The organism is Sphingomonas sp. AC449 (genome assembly GCF_979253475.1).
In genome coordinates this window covers 65,145-82,208 of sequence record NZ_CEEDCZ010000011.1, presented here as the reverse complement: position 1 = coordinate 82,208, position 17,064 = coordinate 65,145, and the positions used below count along the sequence as shown (strand labels likewise).

Here is a 17,064-nt window from a genome sequence, read left to right as displayed (position 1 = left end):
GCTGATGCAAAAGCCATGACGGCGCCACCCCTGTCAGCCGCCACAACCGCCACACCATCACCCGGCTGGTTGATTCCCCCGGCGCGATCACCATTTTTCAGCCTGAATTCTTCTGTATCGACGACGATACGTCACCCTCAGATGGTATGATCATGGCAACCGCATTCATCAACGCCGATCCTCTTGCCGAGCCGCTGGCACGCGCGGCTGCGGCCGTTGCGCGCCCGAAGGCCGCGCAGCTGGGGCAGGAAGACGGGGCCATGATCAAGGCGGCGGCAATGCTGACGCGCGATCTCCATGCCGCACGGCCGGTCGTGTACTGGACCGACCTGATCGCGTCGGCCGGGATCGGCTATGCGGGGCTCGCGGTGGCGATCGTCGCGACGCCGCTCTGGGCAAAGCTGCTCGGCGGAGTCGTCGCGGTGCTCGCGCTGTACCGCGCGCTCAGCTTCATCCACGAACTGTCGCACATGAAGCCCAATGCCGTGCCGGGCTTCACCGCGGGATGGAATATCCTGTTCGGCGTGCCCGTCATGATGCCGTCGCTGATGTACGAAGGCGTTCACACGCTCCATCATGCCAAGACGCGCTACGGGACCAACCGCGATCCCGAATACATGCCGCTCGCCCGCGGACCGGTGGTGACTCTGGGGTTGTTTGTCCTGGTGTCGGCGTTGCTGCCGATCGGGCTGATCCTGCGATACGGCGTGCTCGCCCCGCTGTCGCTGCTGTCGCCCAAGCTGCGCGAGATCGTCGTGACGCGCTATTCGGCGCTGGCGATCAATCCCCAGTTCCGCCGCAAGCCGCCCGAGGGCAAGGCGTTGCGGAGCTGGCGTATCTGGGAGACCGCCGCGAGCATCTGGGCAATATCGTTCGTCGTCCTGACCGCGACGGGCGTGTTCCCGCTTGCGGCGTCCGCGACGTTCCTGATCATCGTCTCGGCGATCGCCGTGCTCAACCAGGTCCGCACGCTCGTCGCGCATCTCTGGGAGAATGAGGGCGATGCGATGAGCATCACCGACCAGTATCTCGACAGCGTCAACGTCCCGCCGCCCGGCCTTCTGGCCGAAGTGTGGGCACCGGTCGGGCTGCGCTACCACGCACTGCATCACCTGCTCCCCGGGCTGCCCTATCATGCGCTTCCCGAGGCGCATCGCCGGCTGACGGGAGAGCTCGGCGACCGTTCCTCCTATCACCGCGCGAATTATTCGACGCTGTCGGGGCTGGTCGTCAATCTCGTCAAGGCGTGCCGGAATGCCGTGCGTGCGTGATCGCCCCCGTATCGCTTGACGCCGTAGCACGCTAAGCCCCGCGCGGACCCGTTTCGGTCCGCGCCGGAGTGCATCTGTGATACCGAAAATCTACCATCAGTGGATCGACTGGATCGGCGACGGCACCGGCCTTCCCGACACGATCCTTCATATCCATGCCGGCATGGCGCTGCTGATGATCGCACGGCTGATCACGCGGCGCTCGTTCGGGACGTTCATCCCCTGGACTGTCGTCGCCGCTGGCGAGGCGTTCAACGAGGTCATGGACCGCTTGAACTATGGTTCGTGGCGCTGGGACGATACGCTGCTCGACATTGCCAACACGATGTTCTGGCCGACCGTGATCTGTCTGGGCGTCCGCCTGCGCCCCATCATTGCAAAGCGCGGATGACCTCGGCGACAGCGTAACGGGCGCGCCGTCGAAAAGCCCGTCCCAGAGGGGGCGGAGCCTTTCGATCGTACCTGCGGCAAGACGGGCGACGCTTCCCCCCAGAGCCGTCTCAGGCGGCCTTCGCGAGCTCGATATAGCGTTGCAGATGATGGTCCTCGTCGCCGAGCTGGTGGTCGATCATCACCAGCCGCTTGGCATAGTGCGACACCGCATATTCCCACGTCATGCCGATCCCGCCGTGCAGCTGGATCGATTCCTCGGCCACCAGCGCACCGGTCCGGCCGATCGTGTACTTCGCGGCGGCCAGGGCGCGATTGCGCGCCGTCACGTCGTCGCCGTCGAACGCGGTCGCCGCGTTGATCACCGCGGACTGCGCCTGCTCGATCTCGAGCAGGACCGTTGCCATGCGGTGCTGGAGTGCCTGGAACTTGCCGATCGGCACGCCGAACTGCTTGCGGTCGCGCAGATAGCCGAGCGTCGCCTCCTTGACGAAGTCCATCGCCCCGACCGCCTCGGCCGATAGCGCGAGCAGCCCGGCGCCGACCGCGGCGTCGACGACCGCCTGGCCCTGTCCCTCGCTACCGATCCGCGCATCGGCTGCGACCGTCACGCCGTCGAACGAGACGTCGCCCGCGGCGCCGCCTTCGACGGTGTTGTAGCTGCGCACCGAAACGCCGGGCGACTTGGCATCGATCAGCAGTACCAGCGGATCCCCGTCCTGCTCGACGGTGACGACGAGGAGCGACGCCGCGCCCGCCTGCCGCACGACCGCCTTCGATCCGCTCAGCGTCCAGCCATCGCCACTTGGCGTCGCGGTGACCGGGGTTGCGCCGTCTTCATGCGCGAACGCCGCGATCGTCTCGCCCGATACGATGCCCGCCAGCGCCGCGTCGTGCCCGCCGCCCGCGGCGAGCGCCCGGCCCGCCATCAGCGCGCCGAGAAACGGCTCGACCACAAGCGCGCGGCCGAGCGCCTCGAACACCACCATGATGTCGAACCCGCTGCCGCCGAAGCCGCCCGCGGCCTCGTCGAACAGCGCCGACACGATCCCGAGCTCGTTCAGTTGCGCCCAGACCGCCGGGTCATATCCCGCCTCGCCATAGGCACCGGCGTTGCGCGTCTCGATGGGATAGCCGTCGCGCAACGCCCGGACGAGCGTGTCGGCCAGCATCCGGCGGTCATCGCTATGTTCGAAGTTCATATGCTCAGAGACCCAATATGGCTTTGGAGATGATGTTCTTCTGGATCTCGTTCGATCCGCCGAAGATCGACAGCTTGCGATTGTTGAAATAGCTCGGTGCCGCCATCGCCGCGTCTTCCGGGCCGACGTCCTCGCCGTTCCAGCCGGCCTCCAGCGCCTCCGGGATGTAGGGCGCGGCATAGGACCCGTAGGCACGACGGGTCAGCGCGGTGATCTCCTGCCGGATCTCGGTGCCCTTGATCTTGAGCATCGAGCTCTCCGCGCCGGGCGCACCGCCGCCCGCAACCGCCGCCAGCACGCGCAGGTTCGTCGTCTGCATGTTGGCGAGGTCGATCTCGACCCTGGCCATGCGCGCCGCGAACAGCGGGTCGTCGGCAAGCGCACGCCCGTTCTTCCGCTGCGACTGCGCGACCTCCTTCAACCGCTCGAACGACGCGATCGAGAAGCCGACGCCGGCGATGTTGGTGCGCTCATAGGTCAGCAGGTACTTGGCGTAGGTCCAGCCCTGGTTCTCCTCGCCGACGAGGTTGGCCACGGGCACCTCGACATCGGTGAAGAACACCTCGTTCACCTCCTGCTCGCCGTCGATCAGCGTGATCGGGCGGACTTCGATGCCGGGCGACTTCATGTCGATCAGCAGGAAGCTGATGCCCTCCTGCTTCTTCGCGGCGGGATCGGTGCGCACGAGGCAGAAGATCATGTCGGCATGCTGGCCGAGCGTCGTCCACGTCTTCTGCCCGTTGACGACATAGACGTCGCCGCCCTCCCGCGTCTGGCGCACAGCGGTGGTCTTGAGGCCCGCGAGATCGGACCCCGCCCCCGGCTCCGAATAGCCCTGGCACCACCAGTCGGACCCGTCGAGGATGCGCGGCAGCCACGTCTGCTTCTGTTCCTCGGAGCCGTATTTGATCAGGACCGGACCGAGCATGTTGACGCCGAAGGGCACGACGCGGGGCGCGTGCGCGAGCGCGGATTCGTTGTCGAAGATGAAGCGCTGGATCACGCTCCAGCCCGGGCCGCCCCATTTTTCGGGCCAATGGTTCGCCAGCCAGCCGCGTTCGTTCAGGATCGCGTGCCATTCCTCCATGTCCGCCTTGCGCAGCCGCTTGCCTTCGCGGACGAGCGTCGACAGTCGGGCGGGAAGTTTGTCGCGGAAGAAGGCGCGAACCTCGTCGCGGAACGATTCTTCCTCGGGCGTGAAGCTGAGATCCATGACCATGTGACTCCTTGTGCTGGAGACCATGTGCCACAAAGATCGACCGAATTGAAGGACCGGTATGGTCGAAATCGTACGAAGTGTCGGCGGTATGTCGCAGGTTAATTCAGGCGGTATCGCGCCTGCCCGCCCCGGCCGTCATCCTGAGTTTCGTCAGGATGACGGATTGGGGCGGGCAGCCACGCCCGATCAGAAGCGGTAGCTGAGCCAGCCCGCGAGGAAGTCCGAGTTCTTGTAGTTCGCACGGGTCAGCGCAGGCCCTGCGATCAGATGCTCGTAGCGCCCGGTGAACGACAGGCGCGAGGTGATCGGATAGACCGCCTGGAACCGGATCGTGTCGGCGATCTTGCTGCCCGAGACATTCTGCGTGCCCGCAAACGCCGTGCCGTTGGCGCGGTAGACCGCATCGCTCTGCGTATCGCGCCACGATAGCTGATATTCGGCCGTCAGGCGCAGCTTGTCGAACACGCTGAAGCTGACGTTCGGCGCAACCGCGATCAGGTTGGTCGGCGTCGCGAACAGTTGATAGCTGTAATAGATGTTGTTGCCGAACGGCGCGAGCGCGGTGCGCAGCGTGCCGTTGCCATAGGCGCCGCCGCCGCTTGCATAATCCGCGTGGAAGCCGACGCGCGGCGCGTTGCGGCCCTTGCCCAGCTTGTAGGTCTGCGCGAGCAGGATCAGCCATGCCTCGATCGAGCGATTGTCATAGCTGCCGCCCTGGTAATTGACCGTCCAGTCGAGATTGACCGGTCCCGCATCGCCCCAGAAATGCAGCCCGTAGAAATTGCGGACTTCGCGCGCATTGTCGGTCCCCCAGACCGCGTTGCGATTGCGCAGCCGCCAGAGAAACGGGTCGAGATAGAGCTTCGAACCACCGAACAGCGTGTCGGGCAGGACGATGCCGGTCGAGATGCCCGAGAAACGCCGGGCGCTTTCCGCATCGTCGTCGCGCGTACCCTGCGTGCCGTACGCGGTCGGCTTGAAGTCGAACACGTCGGCGCGCACGTTCTTGGCCCGCGCCCAGCCGCGAAAGCCGTTGAACCCGAAATACAGCGTGTTGTTGTCGCGCGGCACGACGAGCAGGTTCGGGCCGTCGGCAAAGGTCTGGCGACCATAGCGGACCCCGACATCGACATCCGCGACCGTCCCGGTCAGGTCGACGAACGCCTGCTGCACCGCGAGCTTGTTGCGCAGATTGGGCAGCACCGTCCCCAGATTCTCGCCCTCGAGCGTGCCGTGCGCGAGCTCGCCATAGAAGCGCAGATGCTCGCCGACGTGCAGGTCCGCGCCGCCGAACAGACGAAGAATGTCCTGACGCTGCGCTTCGCTGTCGCGGAGATTGGGGTTGGTGGTGTGGTTGACGCGCAACCGCGCCTCGCCCGACAGCGTCAGGTACACGTCGCCGTCGCCCGCGATCGAGATGAACTTGAGCTGGTCGATGATGTCCTTGCGCTTGGCCGGATCGCGCAGCTTCGACCAGTCCTCCGCCCAGCGCGACTGGTTGTAGCCGCCCGCGGTGACGCCGTCGCCGACCGCGGCATTGGGATAGCTTTCGGAAATCGGCGATGCCGCGCTGGTGCTGGCGGCATCCTTGGACACGGGGCCGAGCCGTTCGCGCGCCTTGGGCGACGCGGTCTGGGGAGCGGCCTGCTGCGGCGCGGCCTGGGCCAGCGCCATCGCGGGAAGGGTCGCGACGGCAAAGCCCGCCGCGTGGCGCACGCGGCGCATCATCATCGAGGTCATATAAGCTGTCCGGTACTGGTCGCGGGGCCGGCGCGTGCCGGCCCCGTCGGGATCAAGCGGCAGGAACCGCGGCGGTGGCGACCGGCGCCGGTGCGAGTTCGGGCAACTTGCCCGAGAGCGCCGCGTCGAGCTTGTCACGGTCGAGCGCGCCTTCCCAGCGCGCGACGACGATCGTCGCGACCGCGTTGCCGATGAAGTTGGTGAGACTCCGGCACTCGCTCATGAAGCGGTCGACGCCGAGGATCAGCGCCATGCCCGCGATCGGCACGGTCGGGACGATCGACAGTGTGGCCGCCAGCGTGATGAAGCCCGCGCCGGTGACGCCGGCGGCGCCCTTGGACGAGATCATCGCAACGACGAGCAGCAGCAGTTCCTGGCCCAGCGTCAGGTCGGTGTTCGTCGCCTGCGCGATGAACAACGCCGCCAGCGTCATGTAGATGTTGGTCCCGTCGAGATTGAACGAATAACCGGTCGGGACGACCAGCCCGACGACCGACTTCTCGCAGCCCGCAGCCTCCATCTTCTGGATCAGGTTCGGCAGCGCGGCTTCCGACGACGACGTGCCGAGCACCAGCAGCAGTTCGGCCTTCAGATACTTGATCAGCTTGAAGATCGAGAAGCCCGTCAGGCGTGCGACGGTGCCGAGGATGACAACCACGAACAGCGCCGCGGTCAGATAGAAGGTTGCGACCAGCGCGCCGAGATTGGCGAGGCTGCCGATCCCGTATTTGCCGATCGTGAACGCGATCGCGCCGAACGCACCGAGCGGGGCTGCGCGCATCAGGATGCCGACCAGCTTGAAGACGATCAGGCTGAGTCGCTCGAGGAAGTTGAGCACGGGTTTGGCAGGCTCGCCGACCAGGCTCAGCGAAATCCCGAACAGGATCGCGATCAGCAGGATCTGCAGGATGTTGCCGTCGGTGAACGCGCTGACCATCGTGTCCGGGATGATGCTCATCAGGAACCCGGTGATCGTCGTCTCATGCGCCTTGACCGTATAGTCAGCGATGCCCTTGGTATCGAGCGAGGCGGCGTCGATGTTCATCCCCGCGCCCGGCTGGACGACGTTGGCGACGATCAGGCCGACGATCAGCGCAAGCGTCGAGAAGAACAGGAAATAGGCGAACGCCTTGCCCGCGACCCGGCCGACCGAGCCGAGTTCCTTCATCCCGGCGATACCGGTGACGAGCGTGAGGAAGATCACCGGTGCGATGATCATCTTCACCAGCTTGATGAACGCATCGCCCAGCGGCTTCAGCGCCGCGCCATAGGTCGGATAGAAATGGCCGAGCGCCGCGCCGAGCACGATCGCGATCAGCACCTGGATATAAAGCTGGCCCGTCCAGCGTTTCCGGCGGGGCGTTTCCGCGACCGCATATGCCTGGGATGGAATCGTCAACATCGCCTCCTGAAGTCGCACCGGCTTGTGCTGGCGGTATCTGACGGACGTAATGCCGTGCCGGACCTGACACTTCAACCGCACGACCAGAACCCAATAAACCCGCGGTTTTGCGCCATTTTTAGCCATACCGGCATTTCCAATGTGCGGATTTTGCACCATTATGCGGATGGCGCGCACCCGATGTGTGTGATAATCCGCACAAAATGACGTGGACGCGATCGGCTCTTTTCAGCGCGGCAATGACCGTCCTTCTCGCCTTCGTCCTGCTCGGCGTGATGGTCGCGGGCACGGCATCGATCTATGGCCGCCGCGCGGTCGCGGATGCCGCAGCGACGGTCCAGCTGGCCGCCACGCAGCAGACCCGGACCAACCTCCAGCTGCTCGAGGCGGAGCTCCAGACGTATCGATTGCTGCCGATCATGCTCGGCGAATATCCCGACGTCCGGGCCGCACTCGAATCGGGGCGCGTGGATGCGGCGTTGAACCAGAAGCTCGCCCTGCTCGCCGAACGGACGGGCGCCCCGGTGATCTACGCGCTGGACAGCCAGGGGATGACGATCGCCGCATCGAACGCCGCGCGCCGCGACAGCTTCCTCGGACACAATTATCGCTTCCGCGAATATTTCACCGAGGCGATGGCGTCGGGCGCGACCGAATTCTTCGCGCTCGGCAGCGTCAGCGGGCGGTCCGGACTCTATCTCTCGCGGCGGATCGATCGCGGCGGCAAGCCGCTCGGCGTGGTCGTGGTGAAGGTCGAGTTCGACAAGATCGCCCGCGCCTGGATCCGGTCGCACATGGCGACCTTCGTCGTCGATCCCGACGGCGTGATCCTGATCTCCAGCGATCCCAGACTGCAATTCCATACCACCCGCCCGCTACCGCCGCGCCGCCGCGCGCTGCTCGCGCGTACGCGTCAGTTCGGCTCGATACGGCTCGTCCCCGCTCCGCTGACGATCGCCGGCGAGCGGTCCCGGCTTCCCGATGGCACGCCCGCGGTGACGGTGTCGCTGCCGGTGCCGATCGCGGGCTGGCGGCTGGTGCACATGGAGCCGCTCGACGTGGCGCTTCGCGTCGCTGCGACGCGGACGCGCTGGGCGACCGCGCTGGCCGGATTGGCGACGATCGCGACGATGGCGGCGGCGTGGTGGGTCTATGCGCGGCGCAAGCGCAACGCCGGCGCGCGCGCGGAACTCGAGGCGGAGGTCGCACGCCGTACCGCCGAGCTGCGCGCGACCGCCGAACGATTGCAGGTCGAGGTCGAGCAGCGCGAGGCGTCCGACCAGCGCTTCCGTCAGGCACGCGAGGAACTGGCGCACGCGAACCGTGTGGGCTCGATCGGCACGATCACCGCCAGCGTCGCGCACGAGATCAACCAGCCGGTCGCCGCGATCCGGACGTTCGCCGACAATGCCGCCGCGTTCCTCGAGCGCGGCGAACCGGCACGCGCGGCGACCAATCTCCAGTCGATCGTCGACCTGACCAGCCGGATCGGCGCGATCACCGCGGGGCTTCGGCGCTATGCCCGGCGAGGGGCGGGATCGATCGGCCCGGTTGCGCTCGACGCGGTCATCGACGGCGTCCGGCTGCTGATCGGGGACCGCTACCGCGCGAAAGGCGTCACGCTCGCGCTGCCAGACGGGCCCGAGGCGCGGCTGACGGTGATCGCCGGGCGCGTGCGTCTCGAACAGGTGCTCGTCAACCTGCTCCAGAACGCGCTCGACGCGGTCTCGGAGCGGCGCGATGCCCGAGTCGACGTGACGATCGGGCGCCGCGGTCGCGATGTCGTGCTGACCGTCGCCGACAGCGGCCCGGGGATTGCCGCCGACATCGCCGACCACCTGTTCACGCCGTTCGCGACCAGCAAGAAGGACGGGCTCGGCCTGGGCCTCGGGATCGCGCGCGACATCATGACCGAGTTCGGCGGCACGCTCGACCTCGTTCCCTCGTCCGAAGGTGCCATTTTCCGCATGATCCTGGTGAAGGCATGAGCGACCCTGCGCGAACGGAACAATCGATCCTCCTGGTCGACGACGACGACGTGCTGCGCGGTGCGCTTGAGCAATCGTTCGAGCTTGCCGGCATCTCGGTCATCGCCGAACGCGATCCGGTCGCGGCGCTCGCGCGGATCGATGCCGGGTTCGACGGTGCGGTCGTCTCGGACATCCGCATGCCCAAGATGGACGGGCTCGAGCTGTTCCGCCGGATCGCCGCGATCGACCACGAGATTCCCGTCCTGCTGATGACCGGCCACGGCGACGTCGCGATGGCGGTCGCCGCGCTCAAGAACGGCGCGTTCGACTTCATCCCGAAGCCGTTCGCGACCGATCACCTGATCGCGGGCGCACGCCGGGCACTCGACATGCGCCGGCTGGTCCTCGACAATCGCCGCCTGCGCGCCGCCGCCGAGGAGACGATCGGTGCCGAGCCGCTGATCGGCGAGACCCCCGTCATGATCCGCTTGCGCGACACGATGCGCCAGATCGCGCAGGCCAATATCGACGTGCTGATCGAGGGCGAGACCGGGACCGGCAAGGAACTGGTCGCGGTCCTGCTGCACCGCTGGAGCAACCGCCGTTCGCGACCGTTCGTGGCGGTCAACTGCGCGGCGTTGCCCGACGTGGTCGCCGAGATCGAGTTGTTCGGCCATGACGGCGATTCGCGGCTGCCGCGCACCGGCCGGATCGAGGCGTCGACCCGCGGCACGCTGTTTCTCGACGAGATCGAGAGCGTGTCGTCGACCGTCCAGGCGCGGTTGCTGCGCGTGCTCGAGGAACGCGAGGTGATGCCGATCGGCGGCGACCTGGCACGCGCGCTCGACCTTCGCGTGATCGCGGCGTCGAAGCCCGGGCTCGATCACGCGGTCGAGGCCGGGCGGTTCCGGGCGGACCTGCTGTTCCGGCTCGATGCCGTGCGATTACGGATCCCGCCGCTGCGCGAACGCCGTGACGACGTGCCATTGCTGTTCGGGCACCTCCTCCACCAGGCGGCGGAGCGGTTCGGTCGCGAGGTACCGACGATCGACACCGCGACGCTCGCCTATCTCGGGCAGCACGACTGGCCGGGCAACGTCCGCGAACTCGACAATCTGGCGAAGCGACTGGTGTTACGCGTCGAGGCCGACGAACCGGACGCCGAGCATGCCGACATGCCGTTGCCGGCGCGCGTCGACAAGTTCGAGGAGGCGACGATCCGCACGACGCTGCGACAGGTCAGCGGCGACGTACGATCCGCGCTCGCCGCGCTCGGCATCCCGCGCAAGACCTTCTACGACAAGCTCAAGCGCCACGAGATCGACGTCGAGGCCTATCGCCCCACCAAGGGGTGACGGGCGCGGACTGCCGGTAATGCCCCCCATTCCGTTCGCCCTGAGCGAAGTCGAAGGGCAGGCCGCGCGCGCAGGTGCTTCGACTTCGCTCAGCACGAACGGATTGTGAGGCGGGTGGATTCACGCCTAGGTCGGAATGACCGGCGGCACCCCGCCCTGCCGCGTGGCGACGAACCGCGCGAGCGGCGGCCCGATCAGCAACACGCCGAGAAACCGCATGACCTGCAACGCCATCACGAACGGCACGTCGACCGGGCTCGACGCGGCGATGATCGCGACCGAGTCCATGCCGCCCGGGCTCGAGGCGAGATAGGCGGTGACCGGGTCGATCCCCGCCCAGCGCGTCAGCGCCGCCGCGATGCCACCGCAAAATACGATCAGCAGCCCGACCGACAGCAGGATCCGCGGCATCGCTTTGCCCGCCACGCGGAGCGTATCGCGCGTGAACGACAGCCCGATCTTCCACCCGACCACCGCATAGCTGATCGCGAGCAACCACTGCGGCAGCACCGGCTGCGCAACCCCGGTGACGTTGAGCACCCCCGCCAGCACGAGCGATCCGAGCAGCGCGCCTGCCGGCAACCGCAGCAGGACGCCGACCGCCGCGCCCACGCCCGCGATCGCCACCGTCCGCAGCACCGCGACCGGATCGACGCTGGCGAACCAGGTCGCCGCCGGGTGATGCCCGCTGCCGCCGCCGACCATCACCGCGGCCAGCACGGAGGCGACGACCGCGACGCACACGACGCGCGTATAGGTCATCACCGCGACCAGCCGCGAGTCGGCGCCGTACGCCTGCGCCATCAGCACCATCGCGCTCGCAGCCCCAGGCGTCGATCCCCACACCGCGACCGTCCCCGGCAGCACCTGCCAGCGGCTGAGCAGATAGCCGAGCACGCTGCTGGCCGCGAGCGTCGCGACATTGACCGCGAGAAACACAGGCCAGTGATCCGCGACCGTCGCGACGATCCCGGTGGTGATCGAGCCCGCGATCAGCGTGCCGACCGCCGCCTGCGCGCTCCGAAAGGCCAGCACCGGCACGCCCAGCGACCAGCCGCGCACCGCGAGCGCGACCGCTGCGATCATCGGTCCAAGCAACAGCCCGGCGGGGAGTCCGATCAGTTCCAGCGCCCCCGCAACGAGCGCCGAGAGCGCGATCAGCAGAAGCCAGCGCCAGATCATGGATTGGTGGCGAACCAGATCACATGGCGCGCGCCACCCTTGCGCGTCGCGCGTGCGACGACTTCGTCGACCGCAAAGCCAGCCTCGTCGAGCCGTCTCGCGAACGCCTTGCTCGGCGCGGCGGACCAGACCGCCAGCACCCCGCCGGGCCGCAACGCCGCGCGCGCGCGTGCCAGCCCAGCCGCGCCGTAGAGCCGGTCGTTACCCGGCCGCGACAGCCCGTCGGGCCCGTTGTCGACATCGAGCAGGATCGCGTCCCACCCGCCCTCGGCGATCGCCGCGGCGACATCGCCCTCGACGATGCGCGTGCGTGGGTCGATCAGGCTGGCGCCGTGCAGCGCCGCCATCGGCCCGTGCGCCCATGCGACCACCGCGGGCACGATCTCGGCGACCGCGACCTCCGCATCGCCCGGCAGCCGCGCCAGCGCCGCGCGTAGCGTGAACCCCATGCCCAGCCCGCCGATCAGCATCCGCACACCCGGCCGCGCGCCGATGCGATCGCACGCCTGCTCGGCAAGCGCCTCCTCCGACCCGCTCAACCGGCTGTTCATCAGTTCGTTCGCGCCGAGCATGATCGAGAATTCGGCACCGCGCTGGAACAGCCGCAGCTCGCCGCCGCCGGGCACCTGCGCGGTGTCGAGGCAGATTCGCGGGATCATGCCGACCACGCCGCGATATCGTCCTGCTCGCCGATCAGCGCGAGCCCGTGCGCGATCGACGTCAGCTCGCCGCCGCTCATGATCGCCGCGTCGCCGAACCGCTCGGTAAAGATACGCCGCACGCGCGGGATCAGCGACGATCCGCCGGTCAGGAACACGCGGTCGATCTCGGCGCTCCCAACGTTCGCCACCGCCAGCGCGCGGTCGACGGTCGTCTCGATCCGCGCGATGTCGTCCGCGATCCAGCCCTCGAACTGGTCGCGCGTCACGTCCGCCTCAATCTCGAGCCCGGCGCCTGCAAAATGGAAATGCGCGTCCTCACCCGTCGACAACGCACGCTTGAGCGATCCGACCGCATCATACAGCGGATAGCCGAGCTCGTTCTCGATCACCGCGATCATCCGGCCGATCGCATCGGGATCGACCGCGGTCTTCTGCAACCGCTCGAGCTCGGTCATCGTCTTGCGGTTGCGCATCAGCGCGAGCCTGGACCAGTCCGCGAAATCCGCGAAATAGGCGCGCGGGATCTCGAGCTCCTTGCCGAACGACTTGTACGCGCCGCCCTTGCCCAGCATCGGCAGCACCAGCCGGTCGAGGATCCGGTAGTCGAACCGGTCGCCCGCAATCCCGATGCCCGCATGGCCGAGCGGCGTACAGCGTCGCGCCGCCCCCGGCTCGGCGACGCGCACGACCGAGAAATCGCTCGTGCCCCCGCCGAAATCGGCGACCAGGATCGTCGCGGGTTCGGTCAGCCGCGTCGCATAGCTGTACGCCGCACCCAGCGGTTCGTAGACATAATGGATCTCCGCGCCGAAGCCCTTGAACATCGCGTCGTACCGCGTCCGCGCGAGCGTCTCGTCGGGCCGCGCACCGGCATATTCGACCGGTCGGCCGACGACGATCCGGTGCGGCCGCGTGTCGAGCCTGCCGCCCGCATGCGCGATGAGCTTGTCGAGGAACAGCTTGCCCATCTCCTCGAAGCGATAGCGCTTGTCGAAGACCGAGGCCTGTTCGAACGTCTTCATCGCCGCGACCGACTTGAACGACTGGATGAACCGGCTGTCGAGCGGATATTCCATATATTCCGCGATCGCCCACGGCCCTGCATCCGACGCGAGCCCCTTGCCGCTGTCGTCCTGCCAGAAGCACAACGCGGATCGGAACACCGGGCTGGTCTCGGCAGGTGCGGCAAACGTCACCAGCTCGGGCGCGCCACCGGGTGTGCCCAAAGCCACGACGCTGTTGGTCGTGCCGAAGTCGAGCCCCAGGGCGGGGCCGGCGGCTGCGGTTGACATGAAACTCTCCAGGGACCGGATGGCGCCCGCCTATGGCGACCGGGGGGGCGGGATGGCAACCGGTAAAGTGGGTTTCGTGGCGAACCCCGCGCCGTCACCGCTCAGCGCGCGACCATTGTCCTGATCCGCGCCGCCAGCACGTCGAGCGCGAACGGCTTGGTGATCATCTCCATCCCCTCGCCCAGAAAGTCGCCGCGAACCGCGGCCTTTTCCGCATAACCGGTGACGAAGAGAATCTTGAGACCGGGCCGATGGCGTCGTGCGACCTCGGCAAGCTGGCGGCCGTCCATCCCGGGCAGGCCGACGTCGCTGATCAACAGGTCGATCCGCGCGCCATCCTCGAGGATCGGGATCGCCGCACCCGCGTCCCCCGCTTCGAGCACCGCATAGCCGAGGCTGCCGAGGATATCGACGATCAGCATCCGTACCGCGACATCATCCTCGACGACCAGCACACATTCGCCATTCGCGCGCGGCAGGTCCTGCTCGACGGCCTTGGTCGCGACCGCCGCGCTCCCGTGGAAGCGCGGCAGGTACAGCCTGACGGTCGTACCCTTCCCTTCCTCCGAATAGATCCCGACATGGCCGCCCGACTGGCGTGCGAAGCCATAGATCATCGACAGACCCAGCCCGGTGCCCTGCCCGATCGGCTTGGTCGTGAAGAACGGGTCGAACGCCTTGGCAATCACCGCCTTCGACATCCCCATACCCGTGTCGGACACCCCGATCGCAACATAATCGCCCGGCGCGAGACCATCGATCGCATCGGTATACTGCGCGTCGAGATGCGTGTTCTCGGTCTCGATCGTCAGCCGCCCGCCGTTCGGCATCGCATCGCGCGCGTTGATCGCGAGATTGAGCAGCGCGCTCTCGAGCTGGTTGGCGTCGGTCGTCACGGGCCAGGTTCCGTCCTGTCGCCGGATCTCGAGCCCGGCATTCTCGCCGAGCGTCCGCGACAGAAGATCCTCCATCTCCGCGATCAGCCGGTCGACATCGGTCGCCTTCACGTCGAGCGACTGGCGGCGCGAAAACGCGAGCAGCCGCTGGGTCAGCCCCGCCGCGCGCTGCGCCGACACCGTCGCCGCATCGAGATACCGGTCGACCTTCTCTGCGCGCGGTTCGGGGACGTTGCGGCGGACCATGTCGAGCCCACCCAGAATGCCCGTCAGCATATTGTTGAAGTCGTGCGCGATACCGCCCGTCAGCTGTCCGACCGCCTCCATCTTCTGCGCCTGGCGCAACGCATCCTCGGCCCGCGCGAGCTGTTCCTCGCGCGCCTTCTCCGCGGTGACGTCGCGGCCGACCGCGTTGATCAACCCGTCGCCCGGGCGCGCCGCCCAGCTGATCCAGCGATAGCTGCCGTCCTTGTGACGATAGCGGTTGTCGAACCGCGCGAGGGTCTCACCGCGCGCAAGCCCTGCCGCCGCGTCGCCCGTCCGCGCGACGTCGTCGGGGTGGAGGAGGTCGAACAGCGACATCCCGACGATCTCGTCCACGCGCCAGCCGAGCATGGCGAACCAGGCCGGGTTCGCCGCCGCGATCGTCCCGTCGAACGTCGCGCGCAACATGATGTCCGACGACAATTCCCAAAGCCGGTCGCGATCCGCGGTCGAAACCACCACGGCTTCCTCGAGCCCCTCGTTGATCGCGCGAAGCTGGCGCTCGACCGCCTTGCGCGACGACTGGTCGAGCATCGCGCCGATCATCCGTACCGGCGCCCCCGCCTCGTCGCGAATGACATAGCCGCGATCGAGCACGTCGGCATAGCTGCCGTCCGCACGCTCGAAGCGGTATTCGTCGACCCAGTCGCTGCCGTCGCCATCGATGATCGCGTGGATGCTGCCATCGACGCGGCCGCGATCATCGGGATGAATATGCCGCAGCCACCAGTCGCCGGTCAGTTCGACCGTCGCGAGGTCGTGGCCATAGGCCCGCGTCAGCGCCTCGTTCCAGACGAGCTGGTCGCGGCGCAGGTCCCAGTCCCAGATCGCATCGTTGGTCGCGCGGCTCGCGAGTCGCAACCGCTCGCTCGTCTCGCGGAGAACCGCCTGCGCCCGGCGATCCTCGGTGACGTCGACCACCGTGCCGATCAGCCTGACGGGTTCGCGATCCTCGAAAAACGCGACCCCGTGCGCTGCGACATGCCGCTCGCAGCCATCGATCCGGCCGATCGTCCGGTATTCGGCATCGAACCGCCGCGATCCGTCGGGATCGAGCGCGCCCGCGACCACCGCATCCAGGCGGCTGCGATCGTCAGGGTGGAGGCCACCTAGGAATACCGCATAGTCGACCGGCGCTTCCGCGGGCAGGCCGAACAATTCGCGGCACCGCGAATCCCAGTTCAGCCAGCCCGTGCGCGGATGGAAATCGAACCGCCCGAGCCGCGCGACGCGGGTCGCAAGCTCGAGCTCCTCGCGACTTTCGGCGAGCGCGATCTCATTGCGGCGGCGCTCGCTGATGTCGTTGAACAGCACCGCGACATGACGCAGTTCGGGCGCGTCGACGCGGTAGGCATAGACTTCATACCACCGGTCATCGAGCACCGCCGCGGGATCCTCGAACCGGAGCGACTCGCCCGTCGTCGCGACGTGGCCATATCGGTCGAACCAGTGCTGCTCCATGTCCGGCGCGAGCTCGCGCATCGTCCGGCCGATGACGTCGTCGAGCCCGGTGTTGCGGTGGAACGCCTGGTTGACCTCGACGAAACGATAATCGACCGGCCGGTCGCCGTCGAACAGCATCTCGATGACGCAGAACCCGGCATCGATCGAGTCGAACAGCGACCGATAGCGCCCCTCGCTCGCCTTGAGTGCGAGCTCGGCGCGGAGCCGGTCGACCGCATCCATCGTGCGCAGCGCGACATCCTCGACCAGCGCCAGCTCGGCCTGGCTCCAGTGTCGCGTGCCATCCTCGTGCGCGTACAGGATCGCCGCGAGCACGCCGTCGCGGATCAGCGGGACCACGATCAGCGCGCAGATGCCGATCTTGGCCCAGGTCTCGGAATTGACCGGGTCGGCCGAGCGCGGGTCGTTGTGGCAGTCGCTGACGAAGACGGTTCGGCCGCCGCGAAGCTCGTCGAGCACGCCCGCACCGAGCGCGGCGAGCACGCACGGCTCGCCCGCGAGACTCGGCAATGCGCCGCTGGTCCAGTCGCCGCTGCCGTGGATCACGACACCCTCGCCCGAAACCTCGCCATAACCGCAGCGCGCGACGCCGAGATGCGATCCGAGCGCGGCAGCGGCGGCGGCCATGATATCGTCGGGGCGCCGCATCACGCGAAACAGATCGACGAGCGCCAGTTGAAACGCTTGCCGTGCCAAGAGTTCGTCACGATCGAGTAAGCCGGAGCGCATAATCCCTGCTTGCCCGGTGCAACCGG

The 17,064-nt window shown here is 67.5% G+C and carries 12 protein-coding genes; 4 read left to right on the top strand and 8 right to left on the bottom strand.

Annotation, left to right across the window (positions count from 1 at the left end; translation table 11 throughout):
• Positions 1-152: 152 nt before the first annotated feature.
• Together AC0CH3_RS15590 and AC0CH3_RS15585 are read left to right on the top strand one after the other, a co-directional pair.
• Positions 153-1,271: a fatty acid desaturase family protein gene (locus AC0CH3_RS15590; RefSeq protein ID WP_465238045.1), complete on the top strand. Its 1,119-nt coding sequence runs from the start codon at positions 153-155 to the stop codon at positions 1,269-1,271.
• A gap of 76 nt (positions 1,272-1,347) precedes the next feature.
• Positions 1,348-1,662: a hypothetical protein gene (locus tag AC0CH3_RS15585; RefSeq protein WP_333996134.1), complete on the top strand. Its 315-nt coding sequence runs from the start codon at positions 1,348-1,350 to the stop codon at positions 1,660-1,662.
• Between the two features lie 109 nt (positions 1,663-1,771).
• Here the strand turns inward: AC0CH3_RS15585 and AC0CH3_RS15580 are convergent, their stop codons facing one another.
• From AC0CH3_RS15580 to AC0CH3_RS15565, 4 genes are all read right to left on the bottom strand, one after another.
• Positions 1,772-2,863, bottom strand: coding sequence for an acyl-CoA dehydrogenase family protein (locus AC0CH3_RS15580; protein WP_465238044.1), 1,092 nt, complete (start codon positions 2,861-2,863; stop codon positions 1,772-1,774).
• A gap of 4 nt (positions 2,864-2,867) precedes the next feature.
• Positions 2,868-4,076, bottom strand: a complete 1,209-nt coding sequence (locus tag AC0CH3_RS15575) for an acyl-CoA dehydrogenase family protein (protein WP_056022148.1) — start codon at positions 4,074-4,076, stop codon at positions 2,868-2,870.
• A gap of 192 nt (positions 4,077-4,268) precedes the next feature.
• Positions 4,269-5,822 (bottom strand): alginate export family protein, encoded by a 1,554-nt coding sequence (locus tag AC0CH3_RS15570; protein WP_465238043.1) that lies wholly within the window; start codon positions 5,820-5,822, stop codon positions 4,269-4,271.
• 52 nt (positions 5,823-5,874) lie between these two features.
• Positions 5,875-7,221 carry a dicarboxylate/amino acid:cation symporter gene (locus AC0CH3_RS15565; RefSeq protein ID WP_443024757.1) on the bottom strand — a complete coding sequence of 449 codons (1,347 nt, stop codon included), beginning with the start codon at positions 7,219-7,221 and terminating at the stop codon, positions 5,875-5,877.
• A 242-nt stretch (positions 7,222-7,463) separates the two neighbouring features.
• On the opposite strand from AC0CH3_RS15565, the gene AC0CH3_RS15560 reads away from it, so the two are divergent.
• A complete protein-coding gene (locus AC0CH3_RS15560; protein ID WP_354303053.1) occupies positions 7,464-9,212 on the top strand; it encodes a sensor histidine kinase in 1,749 nt (582 codons plus the stop codon).
• Positions 9,209-10,549 (top strand): sigma-54-dependent transcriptional regulator, encoded by a 1,341-nt coding sequence (locus AC0CH3_RS15555; RefSeq protein ID WP_465238042.1) that lies wholly within the window; start codon positions 9,209-9,211, stop codon positions 10,547-10,549. Before AC0CH3_RS15560 ends, AC0CH3_RS15555 begins: the two co-directional genes overlap by 4 nt.
• 126 nt (positions 10,550-10,675) lie before the next feature.
• On the opposite strand, the gene AC0CH3_RS15550 is transcribed toward AC0CH3_RS15555, so the two are convergent.
• The 4 genes from AC0CH3_RS15550 to AC0CH3_RS15535 all read right to left on the bottom strand — a co-directional run bounded on the left by AC0CH3_RS15550 (position 10,676) and on the right by AC0CH3_RS15535 (position 17,038).
• Positions 10,676-11,731 (bottom strand): AbrB family transcriptional regulator, encoded by a 1,056-nt coding sequence (locus AC0CH3_RS15550; protein ID WP_354303057.1) that lies wholly within the window; start codon positions 11,729-11,731, stop codon positions 10,676-10,678.
• Positions 11,728-12,390 (bottom strand): spermidine synthase family protein, encoded by a 663-nt coding sequence (locus tag AC0CH3_RS15545; RefSeq protein ID WP_354303059.1) that lies wholly within the window; start codon positions 12,388-12,390, stop codon positions 11,728-11,730. Before AC0CH3_RS15545 ends, AC0CH3_RS15550 begins: the two co-directional genes overlap by 4 nt.
• Positions 12,387-13,685, bottom strand: a complete 1,299-nt coding sequence (locus AC0CH3_RS15540) for an Hsp70 family protein (RefSeq protein WP_465238041.1) — start codon at positions 13,683-13,685, stop codon at positions 12,387-12,389. The genes AC0CH3_RS15545 and AC0CH3_RS15540 overlap by 4 nt, the downstream gene beginning before the upstream one ends.
• A gap of 101 nt (positions 13,686-13,786) precedes the next feature.
• On the bottom strand, positions 13,787-17,038 hold the full coding sequence (locus tag AC0CH3_RS15535; RefSeq protein WP_354303062.1) for a PAS domain-containing protein: 3,252 nt from the start codon (positions 17,036-17,038) through the stop codon (positions 13,787-13,789).
• Between the last annotated feature and the right edge of the window lie 26 nt (positions 17,039-17,064).